Here is a 21,185-nt window from a genome sequence, read left to right as displayed (position 1 = left end):
AATTACGCTACCCGACAGACGTCCGATTTATGAAACTCCTTATACGCCCCGCCGCCGAAGTGGCCATCAAGAGCAAACCCGTTCGCCGGCAACAGATGCGGCACCTGCGGCAGAATATTCGCAAACTGCTGGCACGCCTGGACGACGATATCCACGTTGAGGGTTCCTGGGACAGGGTTGATGTGGCCATCCCGGATGGGCGCGGCCTTGCGGGCCCGGTGATTGATGAGTTGGGCCGTATTCCGGGCATTTCGACCATCCAGGAGATAGGTGTATTTCCCTGGATAAGTATGGACGACGTGGCGGAGCAGGCAGTAGCAGCCTACGCAGACCGTATCCGCGGAAAAACCTTTGCGGTTCGGGTTCGCCGCCACGGTAATCACGGGTTTCGCTCGATTGATTTGGAGCGCTTTGTCGGCTCCGCCCTGTTTGAGGCTTCCGAGCCCGAGGGCGTAAACCTTCGCAACCCGGATATTGAAGTGCGTATTGAGGTCCATGAGGATCACTATCACATTGCGCATCGCAAACATCGTGGTGCCGGCGGCTACCCATTGGGCGCGGTGGAAACGGTGATGACATTGGTGTCCGGTGGTTATGACTCCTCGGTGGCGGCCTACCTGATGATGCGTCGGGGGCTTCGCTCCCACTTCCTGTTTTTCAGCCTGGGCGGTCCCGCCCATGAAATTGGCGTGCGCCAGGTGGTGCATTACCTGTGGGATCGTTACGGCGCTTCCCATGGTGCCAAGTTCATTTCCGTACCCTTTGAAGGCGTGGTCGCTGAAATCATGCGTTCAGTCAACCAGCGACATTGGGGGGTGGTGCTCAAGCGCCAGATGCTGAAAGCTGCCTCAGACATTGCAGCCGCCAATAACGCCGCGGGGCTGGTGACCGGTGATGCCGTGGCGCAGGTGTCCAGCCAGACCCTGTCAAACCTCAACGTGGTGGACCGGGCCAGTAACGAGGTGGTACTGCGGCCGCTGATTTCCATGGACAAGGAAACCATTATCAACATCGCCCGGGACATCGGTACTGAGCCATTTGCTCGTACCATGCCGGAGTACTGCGGTGTGATTTCCCGTAAGCCGGCCACCCGCGCCAAGCTGCATCGGGTGGAGGAAGATGAAGCCGCTATGGACACCCGGGTTTTGGAGCAGGCCATCGCCAGCCGTCAGGACACGCCGGTCAACCGCCTTCTGGAAACCACCCGGACGCCAGAAGAGGTTGAGCTTGTACATACACCGGCTGTGAACGATGTGATTATTGACGTGCGCCACCCGTCAGAAGGGGAGCAGTCACCCCTGCAGCTCACCAGCAATCAGGTGGTGGAGATACCGTTCTACGAACTGAATGAGCGAATCCAATCGATGCCGGACGACAAGCAGTACCTGCTGTACTGTGACCGCGGCACCATGAGCCGCATGCATGCCTGCCACCTGAAAGCCGAGGGCCACACCAATATCAAGGTGTATGCCCCGGCGAACTGAGGTGGTTACCCTTCCAGCCCCTTGAAGAACTGCTGCACGTTGGCACTCAGGGCTTCCAGGTCATAGCCGCCTTCCTGCACAACCAGTGTGGGAAGACCGGTGCGACGGATGTCGGAACCGAGGCGACAGAAGCCTTCCGAAGACACTGATACCTTGGCCTGGGGGTCGTTGTGGTAGATGTCGAATCCCAGGGTAAGTATCAGCACGTCTGGCTGGAACAGTCGAATGGCGGCCAGTGCCTCATCCAGTTTGGCGAAGAAATCTTCCTCCGAGGAGCCGTGGGGCATCGGTAGGTTGATGTTGTAGCCAAGTCCCTCGCCTTCACCGCGCTCGTCCTCATAGCCACTGACCACCGGGTAGAAATTGGTGGGGTCGCCATGAATCGAGACATAGAGAACATCGCTGCGGTCATAGAAGATTTCCTGGATGCCCTGGCCGTGGTGCATGTCGGTGTCCAGTATGGCGATCCTGGGATAACGGGGTTTCAAATGTTCTGCGGCAATCGCGGCATTGTTGAGGTAGCAGAAGCCGCCGGCGGCGTCCTTTCGGGCGTGGTGGCCCGGTGGGCGACACACCGCATAGGCATGGCGCTCGCCGGCAACCAGGGCGTCAGCGGCGCCGAGCGCTGTCTGGGCCGACCAGTAGGCGGCATCCCAGGTGTTGGCTCCGATGGGGCAGCTGCCATCGGCCTGGTAGCGTGCAGCTTCCGCCAGGATGCCTTTGAGGGCGTTTGGTGATCGGACGAAGATGTTGGAAATCACTTCGTCACCCCAGTCTTCCATCTTTGCCCAGCGCCGGTGGGCAGACTCCAAAAAGCGCAGATAGCCCAGATCGTGGACCTTTGAAATTGCACCGGCACCCTGGTCTGCCGGCTGCAACACCGGAATGCCCATGGCCTTCAGGCCTTCCAGCATTTGAGCGGTGCGATCAGGAACTTCCTGGGGCTGACGCATCTGGCCGCGGGTGAAGTAGGTCTTGGGAAGATGTTGGTCCTGCGCGGGATGAAAAAACGCCTTCATGTTCCTGCCTCCTGATAATGACATGGTTCGAGTATAGGCCCCCGCCGGCGCTGGTCAAAACACCATGGTCTGACTTTACAGTGGCGGTTTCTGCATCCACTATGAGAGACATATCACACTGACGCAAACCCCAATTTATACAATCCGAGAACATTGTGAAAAGGAGCCGAGATGATCGAGTCACCACTGCTTCCCAAGCTGACTGGCTACATCGGCGGTCGCTGGTCTGAATCGCCGGACGGTAACACCTTCGATGTCTATAACCCGGCCACGGGTGAGGTGGTTGCCAGTGTGGCATCGATGTCCGAAAGTGAAGTGTACAAGGCCGTTGAAGCGGGCAAGTCTGCGCTTCGTTTAACCAGTCCCTATTCCATCGAAACCCGTCGCAAGTGGCTGGAAGATATTCGTGATGCACTCAGGGCCAATAAAGAGGAAGTGGGCCGCATTCTGTGCATGGAGCACGGCAAGCCGTTGAAGGAAGCTCAGGGTGAGGTCGATTACGCCGCCGGGTTCTTCGATTACTGCTCCAAACACATTCAGGCGCTGGACGCCCATACCATTCCCGAAAAGCCGAAAGACTGTACCTGGACAGTGCACTACCGCCCGGTTGGTGTTACCGGCCTGATCACGCCCTGGAACTTTCCCATTGGCATGATCGCCAAGAAGTTGTCTGCCGCCCTGGCGGCCGGGTGCCCGTCGGTGATCAAGCCGGCCAGTGAGACGCCGCTGACGATGATTGCGCTGTTCGCGCTGATGGACAAACACGTCGACCTGCCAGACGGCATGGTCAACCTGGTTATGGGCAAGGCCAGTGTGATCGGCAAGGTGCTTTGCGAAAGCCCCGACGTGCCCATGCTCAGCTTCACCGGCTCTACCGAAGTGGGCCGCAAGCTGATACTGGATACGGCAGATCAGGTGAAGAAGCTGGCCCTGGAGTTGGGTGGTAATGCACCGTTTATTGTCTTTGACGATGCGGACCTGGATGCCGCTGCTGATAACCTGATCGCCAACAAGTTCCGGGGCGGCGGCCAGACCTGTGTCTGCGCCAACCGGATTTTCGTTCACGAGAAAGTGGTGGATGAATTCGGTCAGAAACTTGCCGACCGGGTCAATCGCATGACCGTGGGTAATGGTTTGACGGAAGACGTTGACCTCGGCCCGCTGATTAACAAAGCCGGGTTTGATAAGGTGAAGCGCCACGTGGAAGACGCCCTTGAGCGGGGTGGTGAACTGGTGGCAGGCAAAATGCCGGCAGACCTTGGGGATGGCCACCTGTTCTTCCCGCCGACGGTCATTTCCGGGGTGACCCGGGACATGTGCTGCTCCCGCGAGGAAACCTTCGGGCCGCTGGTGCCCATGGCCACTTTCCGCACTGAGGACGAGGTTATCGATGCCGGTAACGACACCGAATTTGGCCTGGCGTCATACGTGTTCACGGCCGACGCGGAGCGCGCCCAGCGGGTGGCCGCCGGGCTGCGTTTTGGTCATTGCGGCTGGAACACCGGTACCGGTCCCACGCCGGAAGCGCCGTTCGGGGGCATGAAGGCGTCCGGCACTGGTCGCGAAGGCGGCCTGGAAGGCCTGTTCGAATTCGTCGAGGCCCAGACCGTTCCGCGCGGGTTTTAAGGTTCCGGCGTCAACAGGACCTTAACGGAATCATCCACCAGGGTGGAATCGAGGTAACCGATACTGCCCAGGGTGGATGACACCACACTCTTCATGCTGTTCGCCGAGGATACCTCCCTCGGCGGATGGCCCTTTCCGGTCAGAACCTGCCGCGACCAGAACGACTTCAGCCAGGCGTCATTGCGCTCGGTGATCAGGTCATTGAACTCATCCCGCATGCTGTTGCCCGCTGGAAGCTGGAACGCGACCACGCGCTGGCCGTCAGGCATTCGTGAGCTGCGGTTCAGGTAGATGTCCTTCACCTGTTGCACGGTGATGGAATCCGGGCCACCGTGGTGGCCGATGATCACCAATTCCGCCCGCGAGACACTGCTCAACAGGCACAACGCAATGAGCAATGCAGGCACGGATACGCGTCGAATCGCCATGGTGTCCCTCCTGATCAAAATGCGGCATCAAGCCGGACGGTGTATACGTCGGTGCTGTCGAATCGACCGCCGGGATTGCCGGCCAGGGCATCCAGTTGGTTGCCAATCAGGCCCCCAGTGGTTTTGCCAAAGCCCCGGGCGTGGGTCCAGTCCACCTTCATGGCAACCGAGGTGGTCATGTCCCAGCGGAAGCCCAGACTGTAGGCCTGGCGACGTACGTCCAGCACCTCCAGTGGCGTGCCGTCGCGCTCGTAGTTGTCCTGGCTTTCGACCCAGGAAGCCGTTACATAGGGCGTAACTTCCGTTACCCGGTAGCCAAGCGTGATGTAGGCGGAGTCGGTGTCCTGGTAAAATCCGTCCACCTCAACCCGTGTCAGTTCCGACATCAGCAGCCAGCTGCCATCGTCGTAGGACAGGCCCAATCCCATGAACTCGGTTTTTTCTTCGTCACCAAGCGGTGGTGTTCCGCCGATGGTGGCTTCTGCATGGGCGTACACGCCACGGAAGGTCCAGAGGTAATTGGTCCAGTTGGCGGTCAGGCCGGTTATGTTGCGTAGTTCCACATTGACGGTCTGGCCAAGGGAGGCGGCATCATCGTCAAGGTGTCCTGCAAAGGCGCGTGTCTGAATGGATGAGCCAGAGAGGTTGATGGTATAGGCCGCATCGGCGCCCAGATAGCTGCGAACCGGCACCGGGTCGTAGACTGCTTCGGGTGGTCGCGCCCAGGGCTGACCATAGCCAATCTCCAGGGTCTCGGATTCCATAAACAGCGGCAGGCGCATTTTACCGGCCCGCAGTTCGGAACCATTGCTGAATTGGTGTCGCAGGTAGCCCCATTCCAGTTCCGTGTCCCAGTCTTCGCTACCACGGGACACCAGTTGCAATACCGCGTCGGTGTTGCGGCTCAGTGAAAAGGTGCTCTGCAGGCCGAACAGGCTGAGGGTTTCAAGGTCGGATTGTTCCGTTGCCTCGTCGTAGCCGGCGTCATTATTGGCGCGGGTATAGCCGGTGCTGAAAAAACCGTTAAGGCGAACCTTTTCCAGGCTCGATTCGGTCATCTGCTTCTGCATGGAATCCAGCCGTTGTTCCAGCTGGTCAATTCGCTGGCTGTCATCGGCCATAGTGGGAAACGACAGGGTGGCGGTCAGTGCAAGGGCGGAAAAGGCAAAACGGGGGGTAAAACGGGCAGTGCTTCGGTATACGGAGTACATCGTACATCATCTCCTTTGATGTCTGGTCGCTAGATGCGGGCGCCTTCCTGGCTTCAGGGGACTTATGTCTTGCCCCTGCAATTTGTCTGGTGCGGGAAAACGGTGGCCAGCAGAGGAACAGGAAGTTCTTCCGGGCAACCCGCGGTGGCGAGTATACCCAAGTTGACGCCAGTTTCATAAAAAGTGTTCACATTTTCTGTATCGGTACCTTACATGTGTGCGGATAATCCCAACTCACCCGCATCCGGCAAACCCTCCTTTCTCCTGTTATAATTCTGCACCTGTTCATTTAACCAGTAGCGACCGGATCTCTATGGATGTCTCCCACATTATCGACGCCCTGAACGACGCCCAACGTGAGGCGGTGACGGCCCAGAATGATCATTTGCTGGTGCTGGCAGGTGCGGGCAGTGGCAAAACCCGGGTGCTGGTGCACCGGATTGCCTGGCTCATGCAGGTGGACAAAGTACCGCCAACGGGCATCCTGGCGGTGACCTTCACCAACAAAGCGGCGAAGGAAATGCGCTACCGCATTGAGCAGATGATGAATATTCCGGCTCGGGGCCTCTGGTTTGGCACCTTTCACGGCATTGCCCACCGGTTGCTCAGGGCCCATTACCAGGACGCCGGCCTGCCAGAGAACTTCCAGGTGCTGGACAGCGACGACCAGCTGCGGCTGATCAAGCGCGTGATGCGTGAGCTGCAGATTGATGAAAGCCGCTGGCCGCCGAAGCAGGCCCAGTGGTTTATCAACGGCCAGAAGGACGAAGGGCTGCGGGCGGAACACATCCAGGAAAATCCGGGCGATCATTTCACGGCCACAATGCTGACGGTCTACCGCCAGTACGAAAAGCTCTGCAACCTAAGCGGCTTGGTGGATTTTGGCGAGCTGTTGCTACGCTCCCACGAACTCTGGCTGTACCGTCCGGAACTACTGAGCCATTATCAGAGCCGTTTCCAGCAGATCCTGGTGGACGAATTTCAGGACACCAATACCATCCAGTACGCCTGGCTGCAGATCCTGGCCGGGAACCGGGTGCCGCTAACGGTGGTGGGGGACGACGACCAGTCCATCTACGGCTGGCGGGGCGCGAAGATCGAAAACATCCAGCAGTACCAGCGGGACTTTCCCAACGCCCGGATGGTGCGATTGGAACAGAATTACCGCTCCACTCAACTGATCCTGAAAGCCGCCAACGCGGTGATTGCCAACAACCAGGGCCGGTTGGGCAAGGAACTCTGGACCGACGGCCCGGATGGCGAGCCCATCAGTTTGTATGCGGCCTTCAACGAGCAGGACGAAGCCAACTACATCGCCGACACCATTGGTAGCTGGGTCAACGAGGGGAACCTGCGCAGCGAGTCGGCCATTCTCTACCGCTCCAACGCCCAGTCCCGGGTGCTGGAAGAATCCCTGATCCGCCAGGGCATTCCCTACCGGGTCTACGGCGGCCTGCGATTCTACGACCGCCAGGAAATCCGCAACGCCATCGCCTATCTGCGTCTGGTGCACTATCGCCGGGACGATGCAGCGTTTGAACGCGTGGTGAACATTCCCGCCCGCGGAATCGGCGCCAAGAGCCTGGCGGACATGCGGGCGTTTGCCACCGAGCGCAGTATCTCACTGTGGGAGTCTGCCGAGCGTTTGCTGGAGGCTGGGCAGGTCAAGGGCCGCGCCAAAACCGGTCTGCAATCCTTCATGGGCATCATCGAACGCCTGACGGAGATGGTGGACGATGCCTCCCTGCACGGGCTGATGAAGACAACCCTGGAACTGAGTGGCCTCAAGGATTACCACGCCAGCGAAAAGGGTGAGAAAGGGCAGGCGCGGGTGGAGAACCTGGAAGAACTGGTGAATGCCCTGTCGGATTATGAGGTGGAAGAGGGTGTCGATCCATTGTCGGAATTCATCGCCCAGGCGGCTCTGGATGCCGGAGAGGCCCAGGCAGAGGCCAACGAAGACTGCGTTCAGCTGATGACCCTGCACTCTGCCAAGGGCCTGGAATTTCCGCTGGTATTCCTGGCCGGGGTGGAGGAAGGCCTGTTCCCCCACAGCATGTCATTGGAAGAGCCGGGGCGGATGGAAGAGGAGCGCCGACTTGCTTACGTGGGTATTACCCGCGCCATGCAAAAGCTGGTGCTTACTTACGCGGAGTCCCGCCGGTTGTACGGCCAGGAAAAATTTCATGCCCTCTCCCGATTCGTTCGCGAAATCCCGGGCGACTGCATCCAGGAAGTGCGGCTGCGCAACACGGTAAGCCGACCAGTTATGATGGCCCGCCCGAACGAGAGTCTGTTCAGTCAGGAACCGGACGTTGGCACGGGTTTCAGCCTGGGCCAGCGGGTACGCCATCCCAAGTTTGGTGAGGGTATCGTGATGAACTCCGAGGGTTCCGGTCATCATACCCGGGTGCAGGTGAACTTTGATGAGGGGGCCAAGTGGCTGGTGTTGGCTTATGCGCCGTTGGAGGCCTGCTGAGATCGGGAGTCAGCGTTTTTGCCAAAGCTGATAGTTCGGAAGTTGGCTCAGGCATGGGCTGCCGTTCCAAAGAGGCGTTCGATCCATCTTAAGTCGCTTATCTTCCGGCATCCGTGGCTCCAAAAAATTGTTTAAAGGCTGTCCCGTACCCGCGCTGGTGATGCAAACCATAGAATAGCTATGGCGCGCAAAGCGCACATTCAGAACGGTCGATCAAGGCCAACAAAAATGGCTCAGTATGAGGCTCCGTGGTCTCAGGGTTAGTGGAGGAAGTCCACCCTCACCAATAGTCGCTTGTCGATGTTTTAGTGAGAAATGACTCCTCGAGGTAGTCAAGAAACAATGAAATTCGTGTTGCGAGCCGCGCTTTCTGTAAATACACAGCGTAAATGTGGGCAGGGGGTGTTTCGTATTCTGGAAGGACTAATTCCAGCTCACCGCTTCTCAAATGCTTAGCGAGATCCCACTGGGCTCGCATCAACAAACCATGGCCCTCAATTGCCCATTGAAGAGCGACATGTCCGTCATTTGTGCTTAGCTTTACGGGCACTCGAATCGCTTGAGTTTGATCATCCTTCGTTAAACGCCAAAGGCTGGCCGTTTCGTCATTTTGACGCAGCGCAATCGCTTGGTGGCTACTCAGATCCTTAGGCACGACTGGGCGCCCAACTTTATCGAGATATCTCGGACTAGCACTGATAAAGCGCCTGTTCGGGGCGATCTTCCGAGCAATTAACCGAGAATCTGGAACGTCACCAAAGCGAATTGCTATATCAGTTGCATCGTCAGGTGGGGATACGTGCTTGTCGCTTAAAGTTAGCCGAACCGCCAGGTCCGGATACGTGGTAACAAACTCAGATACAAGTGGAGCTATGTATTTCCTGCCAAAGCCAAGCGGTGCATGAATGTTCAACTGGCCAGCCGGAGTCCCTGACTGGTTCCGAATGACATCCTGCATTTCCTCCATCTTGGAAAGAATGTTCTGGGCATACTCAAGATAGATCTCACCTTCTGGTGTCAATGAAATGTGCCTGGTTGTCCGATTAACCAGCTTCACTCCCATCTGATCCTCTATTTGAGCCAAGCGTTTTGTCGCCGCTGGAGGCGATAGGTCCAGCTCCTGAGCAGCCCCGGATATGGAGCGCCTTTGTGCAAGGCTTACAAAAAATCGCATCGAATCTTCGGCAGCCATTATTAACCTTTAAGAATTAGTGTTTTCACTTTTGGTGAATGTTTACCCAGTTTCCACATTCTATGATCTCCCTACAACTAATCCGGTTACTCCTCTATGGAAGGCCGGGACACTGTAAAAAGGGGATAGAAGCGTGGAGAAAGAAGCTGACGTTCAGTCTTTAACTGACATTCTTGCGAAATTCACGGCCTACATAGGAAAACGTCTGCCAACCGATGTGAAAGACAAACAAGCTGAGTTGCGCGCCAAAGAAACCAACCCCATGGCCATTGAGATCTTCGACGTGATGGCCGAAAACCAGGATGCCGCAGACAAGCTTGATCGGCCAAGCTGCCAGGATACAGGGGTGATTCAGTATTTCATTCAGGCTGGTTCCTCATTCCCCTTGCTTGGCGAACTCGAGTCCATTCTGGAAGGTGCGACCATTGGTGCGACCGAAATTGGCCCCCTTCGGCACAACGCGGTCGAGGCGTTTGTTGAGAAAAACACGGGGACAAACACGGGGTCCAAAATTCCGTGGCTTGATTGGGAGATCCTTCCGGGAAAAGACCATGTAGTTATTGATGTTTACATGGCGGGCGGCGGATGCACGTTACCCGGAGCCTCTACGGTGTTGATGCCAGGTCAAGGCTACGAAGGTGTGGCCGAATTCGTTCTTGATGTAATGACCTCCCGAGGCTTGAACGCTTGCCCACCTCTGCTGGTAGGGGTTGGTGTATCCACATCCGCTGAGACGGCTGCCCGATTGTCCAAGAAAGCGATTCTCAAACCCGTTACAGCTCGCAATACGAACGAGCATGCAGCTCTCCTTGAGGAGCTTCTTGCAGAGGGTATTAATGATTTGGGCATAGGTCCGCAAGGCCTCACCGGCGACAACACCGTGATGGGAGTAAACATTGAGTGGTCGGCTCGTCACCCCTCAACGATTGGCGTCGCTGTTTCAACGGGTTGCTGGGCTCACCGCCGCGGCCAAATCAAGATCAACGCGGACCTCTCCTACGAAATTATCTCTCATCAGGACGTAAAGCTATGAAAAAGGTATTGAAAACCCCTATTTCCATTGAAGACCTGGAAGAGCTGAAGGTGGGCGACATTGTTTACCTCGATGGAACGCTTGTCACCTGTCGGGATGTGGCCCACAGGCGTTTGATTGAGTACGGGCGGGAACTCCCTGTTGATCTTTCCGGTGGTGCAATTTTCCATGCGGGACCAATCGTTCGAGAAAAAGATGATGGTGGTTACGAAATGGTCTCCATTGGACCCACTACCAGTATGCGAATGGAGAAATTTGAGCGCGAGTTCATCAAAAAGACAGGAGTGAGGCTAATTATCGGTAAGGGGGGAATGGGTCCGGAAACAGCAGCTGGATGCTCAGAAAGCAAGGCTGTTCATGCGGTCTTTCCAGGCGGCTGTGCAGTTGTCGCCGCAACGAAGGTTGAAGCGATAGAAGGCGCTGAATGGAAGGACTTAGGTATGCCAGAGACACTCTGGATAAATCGAGTAAAAGGCTTTGGACCTCTGATTATTTCAATTGACACCCATGGAAACAATCTGTTCGAAACAAATAAAAAAACCTACAACGAACGAAAATCCTCTGTGTTAGCAAGAATCAGCGAGCAGGTTAAGTTTATTAAATAAACGTTGTCGGTTGTTTAAATATTTAAATTTTTACTTTCCTTAACCAGTTATCTTAAAAAACAAAAACAGCATTGGAGATTATCATGAAAAAAATTAAAACCTTTGGTACTTTTTTGGTGTTCGCGGCCGTCTCGACTTCACCTTTTGCAGAAGACAAATCAGCTTGGCCTGAAAGTTTTACCGTGGGCACGGGGTCACAAGGTGGCACCTATTTCGGGTACGGTACCGCTTGGGCAAACATTGTTTCTGAAGAAACAGGCGTAACGGGTGGTGCTGAAGTAACTGGTGGGCCGATGCAAAACATGGCGTTGGTTCACACAGGCGACAACCAGTTCGGCATGACAACCATGGGCCCTGCAAAGGAATCACTTGAGGGTAATAATGCCATAGCACCAGGAATAAAACTGGATAATTCCTGTGCAATGTTTCCTATGTATCAAACGCCGTTCTCTATCACCGCACTGACGTCATCCGGGATTACGTCCGTCGCAGACATTCCAGATGGAGCCGTCATCGGTTTTGGTCCGGCAGGATCGACCTCTGATACCTATTTCCCACGTATGTTGGAAGCGCTAGGCCTCAAGTTTGAGCGTCGAAACGGAGGGTGGTCAGATCTTGGAGGGCAGCTTCAGGACGGGCTACTTGACGTGGTTGCATTTGCAGCCGGCGTACCTGTTCCAGCTGTCAGTCAGCTCGAAGTACAAACAGATATCAACATTATTGAGTTTACCGAAGAGGAACAAACGACAATCCTCGAAGCTATGCCTGTGAGTGACTATAAAATCCCGGCTAGCGTGTACAAAAGTCTTGAAAATCCTGCCCGTTCCGTCGCTATGTGGAATTTCGCAATAGCAAATTGCGACCTCCCAGAGTCGTTTGTATACGAAGCTGTAAAAGCAGTGATGGGTGACAATGAGAGGATGGTTCAAGCTCACAAAGGAGCTAGCACTACACTTCCAAAGCATTGGGACAAGAATACCTTTCTGCCCTGGCACCCTGGGGCTGCGCGCTGGTTTAACGAAAACGGAGGCAATATTGCTCCGGATCTGATTCATAACTGATCACGTTTTTGCGTGGCATCCCGACTTTGTCGGGTGCCGCGCCGGTTAAACAACAATATTGCGCTATATCAAGCGAAGGTCTAGTCATGCATAACGACAAGAACCCGGCTAATACGCCAGACCACCTTATTGCCCAAGGGGTGGATGATGAACCAGTGGAGTCGAACCTGCGACTCTTTAAAGGGCGCTCATATCAAATAGTAACGCTCATTGCAGTGGGGTATGCAGCATTTCATATGCTTGCCTTGAATGGCGTGGGCATTAAGGCGCTGACGGGCGGCTTGGTCGACATTTCGTTTCTCCCCGACTTTCCGGTTGAAACCTGGAACTTCCGTATTGCACACGTGGCAGGTGCATTGATACTCGGCTTCCTGATGTTTTCTGCGACGGGTTTTGTCGAAGGGCAGAGGGCCAGGTCGAGAGCAACTCATGTCTTGGCCTATCCATTGCTTATTAGCGGGCTGTTTTCGCTCGGTATGGCTTTCTATTTCGCATGGGAGATAGCTTCTGGGGCCAACTGGAGCGGGATAGACAAAGCCATTCGATTCAATGAGATATGGCTGTATGGTGCACCATTATGGGTAGCCACAGGAGGCTCTATCGTCCTCTCGTGGTTTGATAAACAAAGCCGTGGGAGGTTCGCTCCACACGATTTTGTTCTCGTCGTCTCTACGCTGGCCGTTGCTGTCTATTTAATCACGATTTATGGCACTCAGATGAGAAACTCAACCGGCACCGCCTTCGCTCCGGTCGGTATCTCGATGGCGGCTGTTGCCGGTACAGCTTTGATCATGGAACTCACCCGGCGGGTGGCAGGTATGGCCCTGGTTGTAATTGCCACCGTGTTCCTGGGTTACGTATTTGTGGGTGAATATCTGCCCAGTTTTCTTAACTCACCCGCAATCACCTGGGAGCGCTTTTTCAGCCAGGTATACACCGATGCTGGCGTCCTGGGCCCAACCACTGCGGTCTCCTCTACCTACATTATTCTATTCATAATTTTTGCAGCATTTCTGCAGGCATCCAAAGTTGGTGAGTATTTTGTGAATTTCGCATTTGCGGTAGCCGGTAAATCTCGAGGAGGGCCTGCGAAGGTGGCAATTTTCGCATCAGGTCTGATGGGCATGATCAATGGGACGTCGGCAGGCAATGTTGTTGCAACTGGCTCGTTAACAATCCCGCTGATGAAAAAGGTTGGTTACGAAAAAAACACGGCAGGGGCAATCGAAGCGGCTGCATCGACAGGCGGTCAAATTATGCCGCCCATTATGGGTGCTGGCGCATTCATTATGGCTGAAGTGACGGGTATTCCGTATTCGGATATTGCAATTGCAGCTGTCATTCCAGCCATTCTGTACTTCGTGTCGATCTTCTTCATGGTCGATTTTGAAGCGGCCAAGTTAGGCATGAAAGGAATGCGCAAAGATGAGTTACCCCGCGTTTCCAATATGGTGCGCCAAGTGTACTTGTTTGTTCCCATCCTAATTCTGATTGTAGCGCTTTTTATGGGATATTCGGTTATCCGTGCAGGCACCCTGGCGACAATGTCGGCGGCTGTCGTTAGTTGGTTTACGCCTTACAAGATGAACCTGAGAAGAGTTTATGGTGCGTTTGAAATCGCGGGGCACATGTCTATTCAGATAATTGCAGTCTGTGCATGTGCTGGCATTATAGTTGGTGTGATTTCGCTTACAGGTGTCGGTGCTCGTTTCTCCAACTTGCTCCTGGGCTTGGCTGATACGTCACAATTGTTGGCAATGTTTTTTGCCATGTGCATCGCGATCCTTTTGGGCATGGGGATGCCAACTACAGCAGCCTACGCCGTAGCTGCATCAGTTGTAGCGCCGGGGTTAGTCGATCTGGGCATTCCTTTGCTGACAGCACATTTTTTCGTCTTCTATTTCGCGGTCGTGTCAGCGATAACACCGCCGGTCGCTCTGGCATCTTTCGCGGCTGCCGGGATTTCGGGGGCCAACCCTCTGCAAACGTCGCTGGCATCATTCAAAATTGGTATCGCGGCCTTTGTTGTACCGTTCATGTTTTTCTACAACTCTACACTACTGATGGAAGGTGAATGGTTGCACGTACTCCGTTCAGGATTCACCGCTGTATTCGGTATTTTCCTGCTCGCATGTGCTGTTCAGGGGTGGTTTGTAGGAAATCGCGCACGCTTCATTGTTCGCCTGACTTTGGCAGTCGCAGCCTTCTTAATGATTTCAGGTGGATTGATTACGGACTTGGTGGGCCTCGGAGTTGCGGGAGCAGTATTCATTCTCCAGAAAGTCGTAAAACCAGGGTCTGTTGTTGCTCGAGCCTGATTGGCAGCGCTCCTAATGTTCGCTATGTGTTTTAAAGTGGACTTATTGACCGGCCCAAACTAGGCCGGAAACCGCCCCCGGGTTTGATTGGCAATCCGAACGAGAACCAGCATCAACGGAACCTCAACCAGAACGCCAACCACCGTCGCCAGCGCCGCCCCCGATTGCAGGCCGAACAGCGCAATGGCCGCCGCGACTGCCAGCTCAAAGAAATTACTGGCACCAATCATGGCCCCGGGCGCAGCGATGCAGTGACGGACGTTCCAGAGCCGTGCCCAGCCGTAAGCCAGGAAGAAAATCAGGAAAGTCTGCACAATCAGCGGCACGGCAATCAGCACGATATGCAGCGGGTTGTTCAGGATAACTTTGCCCTGGAACGCAAACAGCAGTACCAGGGTAACGATCAGCGCTGCCGGGGTGACCGGCCCCAGGCGTTTCATGAACACCTCGTCGTACCAGCCTTGCCCGCGCTTTGCGATCAGGGCGCGGCGAGTAAGGTAGCCGGCGGTCAGGGGAATGACAATGTACAGCACCACGGAGAGGATAACCGTGTTCCAGGGTACCTGAATGTCGGAAATGCCCAGCAGGAACACCACAACGGGCGCGAAGGCGAAGAGCATGATGATGTCGTTCAGGGACACCTGCACCAGGGTATAGGCGGCATCGCCTTTGGTGAGATAACTCCATACAAACACCATGGCGGTGCAGGGCGCCGCCCCCAGCAGGATGGCGCCGGCGAGATATTCGCTGGCCAGGTCTGGCGCAATCAGTGGCTCAAACACCACCATCAGGAAAAACCAGGCAATGGCGAACATGGTGAAGGGCTTGATCAGCCAGTTCACAATGGTGGTGATGGCCAGGCCTTTTGGCTCCTTGCGCACGCCCACCACTGCGCTGAAATCGATCTGGGCCATCATCGGGAAGATCATGGCCCAGATCAGAATGGCAATAGGGATCGACACCTGAGCGTATTCGAATCGGGACAGGGTTTCGGGAACCGTAGGTGCCAGTTGCCCAAGGGTCACGCCAGCGATGATCGCCAGCGCCACCCAGACCGACAGGTACTTCCCGAACAGATCCATGCCTCCGCCGGAATCTTCGGTTGTGGTTTCTGCGTTGCTACTCATGACTTCTCTCTTACATGGACCGTTGATTGACGCGTTTTGAGACTTCAGCGGCGCTTTCCACCCGCTCGGAATAGCGGTCCGTCAGAAAGTCGCTGCGGTCCCGTATCAGCAGGGTGAATTTCACCAGCTCCTCCATGACATCCACGATGCGGTTGTAATAGGGCGAGGGCTTCATACGGTTATTGTCGTCAAATTCCATGAACGCCTTGGGTATCGACGACTGGTTGGGAATTGTCACCATCCGCATCCAGCGCCCTAACACCCGCAACTGATTCACCGCATTGAACGACTGGGAACCACCACACACCTGCATCACCGCCAGGGTCTTGCCCTGGGTAGGGCGTACGCCGCCGATGGATAGGGGAATCCAGTCGATTTGGGTTTTCATAATGCCAGTCATAGCGCCGTGGCGTTCCGGCGAGCACCACACCATGCCTTCCGACCACTGGGCCAGTTCCCGCAATTCCTGAACTTTTGGGTGGGAGGCGTCTTCAGCATCGGCAAGGGGTAGACCGCGGGGGTCGAATACGCGGGTTTCCGAACCCATGGCCTCCAGCAGCCGGGCAGCTTCCTCAACAGCTAACCGGCTGAATGACCGCTCCCGCAGTGAGCCGTACAGCAACAGTATTCTTGGACGATGTGAAGAAGGCGGAGTTGCAAAAACCTGTTCCTCAGTTGGTTTGCGGAACTGGTCAGGGTCGATATTGGGGAGGTCACGGGTGCTCATTGTAATGAAAGGGTCCTTTACTCGTTAAAATCTTCCGGATATTATGCAGTAAAATAGATATGCATGAAAACGAATATATGGGAATTTGCATATGAAGCGCCGCGTTTTGTTCGTCTGTACCGCCAATAGTGCCCGGTCATTGATGGCGGAAGCCTTGCTAAGGGAACTGGCCGGTGACCAGTTTGAAGTGGCGAGTGCCGGAACCGAGCCTGACAAACCCCATCCGATGGCGCTGCAGGTGCTCTCAGAGTCGGGCTTTTCCGTCGATGGTTTGCAGAGTAAATCGCTGGCAGGCGTTGAAAGTGAGCATTGGGATTATGTGATTACCCTTTGTGAAAAAGCTGCCAACGAGTGTGGCAACGTCTGTCAGCCCGCCCAGCAAATCGCCTGGGACTTCCCGGACCCGGTGCCAAGCGGGCGCCATGCCACCTTCGCACTGACCCTCAAGGAAATCCGCGAGCGCATTGGCCTGTTTACTTTGGTACACAGAAAAGAAACCGGAATGAAGCCGGTGAACTTTGACCCGGTGAAGGTATTCAAAGCGTTGGGTGACGAGCTTCGCCTGGCTGCGCTGATGCTGGTTCGGCAGGAAACGAAACTGTGTGTGTGTGAACTCACCGCCGCCCTCGATATTTCCCAGCCCAAGGCTAGCCGGCACCTGGCCACCCTGCGGGAGGCGGGCCTACTGGATGCAGAGCGTCAGGGGCAATGGATGTACTATTCCCTGAATCCCCGGATGCCCCAGTGGCTGTCGCGGGTTCTGGATGAAACTGCCGATAGCAATCCCGCCCTGATCACTGAGGAACTTGAGCGCCTTTCTGTCATGCCAGACAGGCCGGTTGTGCGGTGTATTTAATGGATAACGCTTTCTGGAGCACATCATGAGCAAGATCAAAGTCGGAATAAATGGATTCGGTCGAATCGGTCGCCTGGCCCTGCGGGCAGCGTGGCAGTGGCCGGAGATGGAATTCGTAGCGATCAACGATCCGGGCGCCGATGCCGAGACGCTGGCACATCTGCTGAACTTCGACAGTATTCATGGCCGCTGGGACCACGAAGTGGGTGTGGACGGCGACAGTATCGTTATCGAGGGTAAATCGGTTCGCGTCACCCGCAATAAAACCATTGGGGAGACCGACTGGTCCGGCTGCGATCTGGTGATTGAAGCCAGCGGCAAAATGAAAAAGGTGGACGTGCTCCAGGCGTATCTCGATCAGGGCGTCAAGCGCGTGGTGGTCACCGCTCCTGTGAAAGAGGCTGGGGCCAAAAACATTGTGGTGGGCGTGAACGACGGCATTTTTGATCCGGCCAATGACCGCATTATCACTGCTGCGTCCTGCACCACCAACTGCCTGGCGCCGGTGGTGAAGGTCATCCACGAGAAGCTGGGTATCAAGCATGGTTCCATCACGACGATCCATAGCCTGACCAACACTCAAACCATCATCGATGCGCCCCATAAGGACCTGCGGCGGGCCCGCGCCTGTGGCAGTTCACTGATTCCGACCAGCACCGGTTCCGCCACCGCGATTATCGAAATTTTTCCGGAGCTGAAGGGCCGTCTGGATGGCCATGCGGTTCGGGTGCCACTGACGAATGCCTCGCTGACCGACTGCGTATTCGAGGTGGAAACACCCACGGATCGCGATACCGTAAATCAGTTGTTAAAAGAGGCTGCTGAGGGCGATCTGAAAAACATTCTGGGCTACGAAGAGCGCCCGCTGGTGTCCATCGATTACCAAACCGACCCTCGCTCCTCCATTATTGATGCACTCTCCACCATGGTGGTGAATGGCACCCAGGTGAAGATCTACGCCTGGTACGACAACGAATGGGGCTACGCCAACCGCACCGCAGAACTGGCGCGCCGGGTAGGTTCCGTCTGATATGACTGCTGCCATCCGACAGTACCTGGTCATCACCGGTAATTACTGGGCCTTCACCCTGACGGACGGGGCATTGCGGATGCTGGTGGTGTTGCATTTCCATCAGCTCGGCTATTCACCGCTGGAAATTGCCCTGCTGTTCATTTTCTACGAGTTCTTCGGGGTGGTGACCAACCTGGTGGGTGGCTATTTGGGCGCTCGCATGGGGCTGAATCGCACCATGAATATCGGGCTGTTCCTTCAGATTGCCGCTCTTGCCATGCTGGCGGTGCCGGCGGCCATGCTGACGGTGCCTTGGGTGATGGCGGCTCAGGCCATCTCCGGTATCGCCAAAGACCTGAATAAGATGTCCGCCAAGAGCGGCATTAAGCTTCTGGTGCCAGATGAGCAGCAGGGCACTCTGTACAAATGGGTGGCCATCCTCACCGGATCGAAGAACACACTGAAGGGCGTGGGCTTTTTCCTCGGTGGTGTGCTGCTGATGGCTGCCGGGTTCCAGGGCGCGGTCGTTATCATGGCGGTGGCCCTGAGTGTGGTGTGGCTGGCCAGCCTTTTCCTCTTGGGGCAGGACCTGGGCAAGAGCAAGGCAAAGCCGAAGTTTCGCGAAATTCTGTCCAAGAGTCGGGCCATCAACGTGCTATCTGCTGCCCGAATGTTTCTGTTTGGCGCCCGGGATGTGTGGTTTGTAGTGGCTCTGCCGGTTTATCTGCACACTGTGTTTGGCTGGGATTTCTGGAAAGTGGGTGGCTTCATGGCCACCTGGGTGATTGGCTACGGCTTTATCCAGACCCTTGCGCCGCGTATTACCGGGAATATGGACGGCAAACAACCCGCGGTGCTCTGGGCGATGCTTCTGGCGCTTATACCCGCGGCGATCGCGATTGGTCTGACGGTGGGGTGGACGCCCCAGGTGGTGGTTATCGGCGGTCTGATGCTGTTTGGCGTTCTGTTTGCCATCAACTCCTCGCTGCACAGCTACCTGATTGTTAGCTATGCGCGAGGGGATGGTGTCTCGCTGGATGTGGGGTTCTATTATATGTCGAATGCCGCCGGCCGCTTGCTGGGAACGATCCTGTCCGGCTGGGTTTATCAGGCCTACGGGCTGCAAGCCTGTTTGTGGATATCCGCGGGTCTGGTGGCAGCAGCGGCGATACTCTCGATGTTCTTACCGGAGAAGCGGCCAGTTCCTGCCACCTGATCAGGTGGCCTGGTCGGGAACTTCCCGGATGCGGCCATGCTCGTCGATGGCAACATAAATGAAGAGACCTTCGGTTACCTTGCGCGGGGCCTTGGCGGTGCGGTCCAGGGTCCAGACTTCAATGTTGATTTTCATCGAGCTGCGCCCCACTTCCACCAACTCACCGTAACAGCCAACCTGGGATCCCACCCGCAACGGCGAAAGAAACTCCATCCTGTCCATGGCCACAGTGGCGTTGCGGCCCTGTGAAATTCGCCCCGCGAGCGTTGCCGCAGCAATATCCATCTGTTTAACCAGCCAGCCGGCGAACACATCGCCGTTGGGGTTGGTGTCTGAGGGAAGAGGGATTACCTGGATTACCAGTTCGCCCCGGGGCGTGGGTTTGTCGTCATCAAGCGCCGTCATGGATTCAACCTTATCAGTTCGGAATTGTTTTAGTACCCCGCATGTTAGCGGCCTGCGCCGCGTCTGCAAGAAAAATTGAACGTCCTGTTCTATATTTCAATGGCTGTAACAAAGTTGTCATAGAGTGCCTTTATTGTTCACACATCGGTGAAGCAAACCCGTAAATAAAGTCAACGTGACAAATGGAGACTCAACGTGATCAAACTTAGAACAGCCCTTTCAACTGTGGCACTGGCCGGTAGCATTGCCGCCGTGTCGACTCCTGCCATGGCGCGCGACACCATCAGCATCGTCGGTTCCTCTACTGTTTATCCGTTCGCGACGGTTGTGGCTGAGCGCTTTGGTTCTTCAACTGACTTCCCGACTCCGAAGCTTGAGTCAACCGGTTCTGGTGGCGGCCTGAAGTTGTTCTGCGCCGGTATCGGCACCCAGCATCCGGACATCACCAATGCGTCACGTCGCATGAAGACGTCTGAGTACGATCTTTGCCAGAAAAACGGTGTAAAAGACATCACCGAATTCCGCATCGGTTCTGACGGCATCGTGATTGCCAGCTCGCAGAAAGCCGATAACCTGGACATCACCCTTGAGCAGCTTTTCCTGGCCCTGGGCAAGCAGGTTCCTTCACCGGACGATGAGACCAAGCTGGTTGATAACCCCTACGAAAAGTGGAGCGACATTGACTCCAGCCTGCCAAACGTTGCCATTCGTGTGATGGGACCGCCTCCCACCTCCGGTACCCGTGATTCTTTCAACGAGCTGGCCCTGCAGGGCGGCTGTGAAGATCTGCCAGCGGTTGCCGACATGAGCGAAGACGACATGGAAGGCGTGTGTCAGAGCGTTCGTGAAGATGGCGCGTTCATCGAAGCCGGCGAGAACGATAACCTGATCGTTCAGAAGTTGATCGACGACAAAGGCCTTTACGGTGTGTTCGGTTACAGCTTCCTGGAAGAGAACGCTGACCGTCTGCAGGCTGCGACGCTGAACGGCAAGGTACCGACGGCTGAAGCCATTGCGGCAGACGAATACCCGGTTGCCCGTTCACTGTTCTTCTACGTCAAGAAAGCCCACGTTGGTGTGGTTCCGGGCATCGCGGAATACGCCGAGTTCTTTGCGAGCCCGAGCGCCATGGGCAAGAATGGCTACCTGAAGGACGTTGGCCTGATCGTTCCTCCGCGCGACGCGCTGATGAAGCTGCAGGACAAGGCATCTGACATGCCTAACCTGGCCAAGGAAGAACTGATGTAAGCCAGTCGACAAGGTGTTGACTGATAAGGGTGCGGGTCTTTGAAAGGCTCGCGCCCTTTTGCACGTCTGGAAAGCGGCATGTGCGTCCTGTTTTCCGAATGATTACACTTGTGGTCCTTTTTAGCTTGTTACGGGAAT

General features: G+C 55.6%; 18 protein-coding genes. 11 read left to right on the top strand and 7 right to left on the bottom strand.

Features of this window, described 5'->3' with window-relative positions; translation table 11 throughout:
- The first annotated feature begins 29 nt into the window (after positions 1–29).
- A complete protein-coding gene (gene thiI / locus ACTRWH_RS02035; protein ID WP_075195640.1) occupies positions 30–1,484 on the top strand; it encodes a tRNA uracil 4-sulfurtransferase ThiI in 1,455 nt (484 codons plus the stop codon).
- A gap of 5 nt (positions 1,485–1,489) precedes the next feature.
- On the opposite strand, the gene ACTRWH_RS02030 is transcribed toward thiI, so the two are convergent.
- A complete protein-coding gene (locus tag ACTRWH_RS02030; RefSeq protein ID WP_036211081.1) occupies positions 1,490–2,503 on the bottom strand; it encodes a histone deacetylase family protein in 1,014 nt (337 codons plus the stop codon).
- 171 nt (positions 2,504–2,674) lie between these two features.
- Here ACTRWH_RS02030 and ACTRWH_RS02025 point away from each other — a divergent pair, with 171 nt between their 5' ends.
- Positions 2,675–4,129, top strand: coding sequence for an NAD-dependent succinate-semialdehyde dehydrogenase (locus tag ACTRWH_RS02025; RefSeq protein ID WP_036211077.1), 1,455 nt, complete (start codon positions 2,675–2,677; stop codon positions 4,127–4,129).
- Here ACTRWH_RS02025 and ACTRWH_RS02020 read toward each other — a convergent pair.
- Positions 4,126–4,557, bottom strand: a complete 432-nt coding sequence (locus ACTRWH_RS02020) for a phosphate ABC transporter substrate-binding protein (RefSeq protein ID WP_081899327.1) — start codon at positions 4,555–4,557, stop codon at positions 4,126–4,128. The genes ACTRWH_RS02025 and ACTRWH_RS02020 overlap by 4 nt on opposite strands.
- 14 nt (positions 4,558–4,571) lie before the next feature.
- The gene (locus ACTRWH_RS02015; protein ID WP_227517846.1) at positions 4,572–5,768 is read right to left on the bottom strand and encodes a hypothetical protein; all 1,197 of its coding nucleotides are present in this window, start codon (positions 5,766–5,768) and stop codon (positions 4,572–4,574) included.
- 313 nt (positions 5,769–6,081) lie between these two features.
- Here ACTRWH_RS02015 and uvrD point away from each other — a divergent pair, with 313 nt between their 5' ends.
- Positions 6,082–8,247: a DNA helicase II gene (uvrD, locus tag ACTRWH_RS02010; protein WP_085678620.1), complete on the top strand. Its 2,166-nt coding sequence runs from the start codon at positions 6,082–6,084 to the stop codon at positions 8,245–8,247.
- 280 nt (positions 8,248–8,527) lie between these two features.
- Here uvrD and ACTRWH_RS02005 read toward each other — a convergent pair whose 3' ends face one another.
- Positions 8,528–9,439, bottom strand: coding sequence for a LysR family transcriptional regulator (locus tag ACTRWH_RS02005; protein WP_085678623.1), 912 nt, complete (start codon positions 9,437–9,439; stop codon positions 8,528–8,530).
- A gap of 133 nt (positions 9,440–9,572) precedes the next feature.
- On the opposite strand from ACTRWH_RS02005, the gene ttdA reads away from it, so the two are divergent.
- The 4 genes from ttdA (at position 9,573) to ACTRWH_RS01985 (ending at position 14,456) form a co-directional block, all read left to right on the top strand.
- Positions 9,573–10,472 (top strand): L(+)-tartrate dehydratase subunit alpha, encoded by a 900-nt coding sequence (ttdA, locus tag ACTRWH_RS02000; RefSeq protein WP_085678626.1) that lies wholly within the window; start codon positions 9,573–9,575, stop codon positions 10,470–10,472.
- On the top strand, positions 10,469–11,077 hold the full coding sequence (ttdB, locus tag ACTRWH_RS01995; protein WP_085678629.1) for a L(+)-tartrate dehydratase subunit beta: 609 nt from the start codon (positions 10,469–10,471) through the stop codon (positions 11,075–11,077). The genes ttdA and ttdB overlap by 4 nt, the downstream gene beginning before the upstream one ends.
- Positions 11,078–11,160: 83 nt before the next feature.
- Positions 11,161–12,138 (top strand): TAXI family TRAP transporter solute-binding subunit, encoded by a 978-nt coding sequence (locus ACTRWH_RS01990; RefSeq protein WP_085678632.1) that lies wholly within the window; start codon positions 11,161–11,163, stop codon positions 12,136–12,138.
- 86 nt (positions 12,139–12,224) lie between these two features.
- On the top strand, positions 12,225–14,456 hold the full coding sequence (locus ACTRWH_RS01985) for a TRAP transporter permease (RefSeq protein WP_085678635.1): 2,232 nt from the start codon (positions 12,225–12,227) through the stop codon (positions 14,454–14,456).
- 59 nt (positions 14,457–14,515) lie between these two features.
- On the opposite strand, the gene arsB is transcribed toward ACTRWH_RS01985, so the two are convergent.
- On the bottom strand, positions 14,516–15,583 hold the full coding sequence (gene arsB, locus ACTRWH_RS01980; protein ID WP_085678638.1) for an ACR3 family arsenite efflux transporter: 1,068 nt from the start codon (positions 15,581–15,583) through the stop codon (positions 14,516–14,518).
- Positions 15,584–15,593: 10 nt separating this feature from the next.
- The gene (arsH, locus tag ACTRWH_RS01975) at positions 15,594–16,310 is read right to left on the bottom strand and encodes an arsenical resistance protein ArsH (protein ID WP_085678641.1); all 717 of its coding nucleotides are present in this window, start codon (positions 16,308–16,310) and stop codon (positions 15,594–15,596) included.
- A 91-nt stretch (positions 16,311–16,401) separates the two neighbouring features.
- On the opposite strand from arsH, the gene ACTRWH_RS01970 reads away from it, so the two are divergent.
- Genes ACTRWH_RS01970 through arsJ form a run of 3 tightly spaced genes read left to right on the top strand, consistent with a single transcriptional unit; the run spans position 16,402 to position 19,394 of the window.
- Positions 16,402–17,166, top strand: a complete 765-nt coding sequence (locus ACTRWH_RS01970) for a metalloregulator ArsR/SmtB family transcription factor (RefSeq protein WP_075194176.1) — start codon at positions 16,402–16,404, stop codon at positions 17,164–17,166.
- Positions 17,167–17,191: 25 nt separating this feature from the next.
- Entirely contained in the window at positions 17,192–18,196 is a 1,005-nt protein-coding gene (locus ACTRWH_RS01965; protein ID WP_462825821.1) for an ArsJ-associated glyceraldehyde-3-phosphate dehydrogenase, read from the top strand.
- Position 18,197: 1 nt separating this feature from the next.
- Complete coding sequence (arsJ, locus tag ACTRWH_RS01960; protein ID WP_091644630.1) at positions 18,198–19,394, top strand: organoarsenical effux MFS transporter ArsJ; 1,197 nt, start codon at positions 18,198–18,200, stop codon at positions 19,392–19,394.
- On the opposite strand, the gene ACTRWH_RS01955 is transcribed toward arsJ, so the two are convergent.
- Positions 19,395–19,799 (bottom strand): acyl-CoA thioesterase, encoded by a 405-nt coding sequence (locus ACTRWH_RS01955; RefSeq protein WP_036210694.1) that lies wholly within the window; start codon positions 19,797–19,799, stop codon positions 19,395–19,397.
- 195 nt (positions 19,800–19,994) lie between these two features.
- Here ACTRWH_RS01955 and ACTRWH_RS01950 point away from each other — a divergent pair, with 195 nt between their 5' ends.
- Positions 19,995–21,047, top strand: a complete 1,053-nt coding sequence (locus ACTRWH_RS01950; protein ID WP_036210697.1) for a substrate-binding domain-containing protein — start codon at positions 19,995–19,997, stop codon at positions 21,045–21,047.
- Positions 21,048–21,185 lie beyond the last annotated feature (138 nt).

The sequence above is a fragment of the Marinobacter sp. G5_S1_61_S3 genome, assembly GCF_054968585.1.
This window is presented reverse-complemented; position numbering and strand designations above follow the sequence as displayed.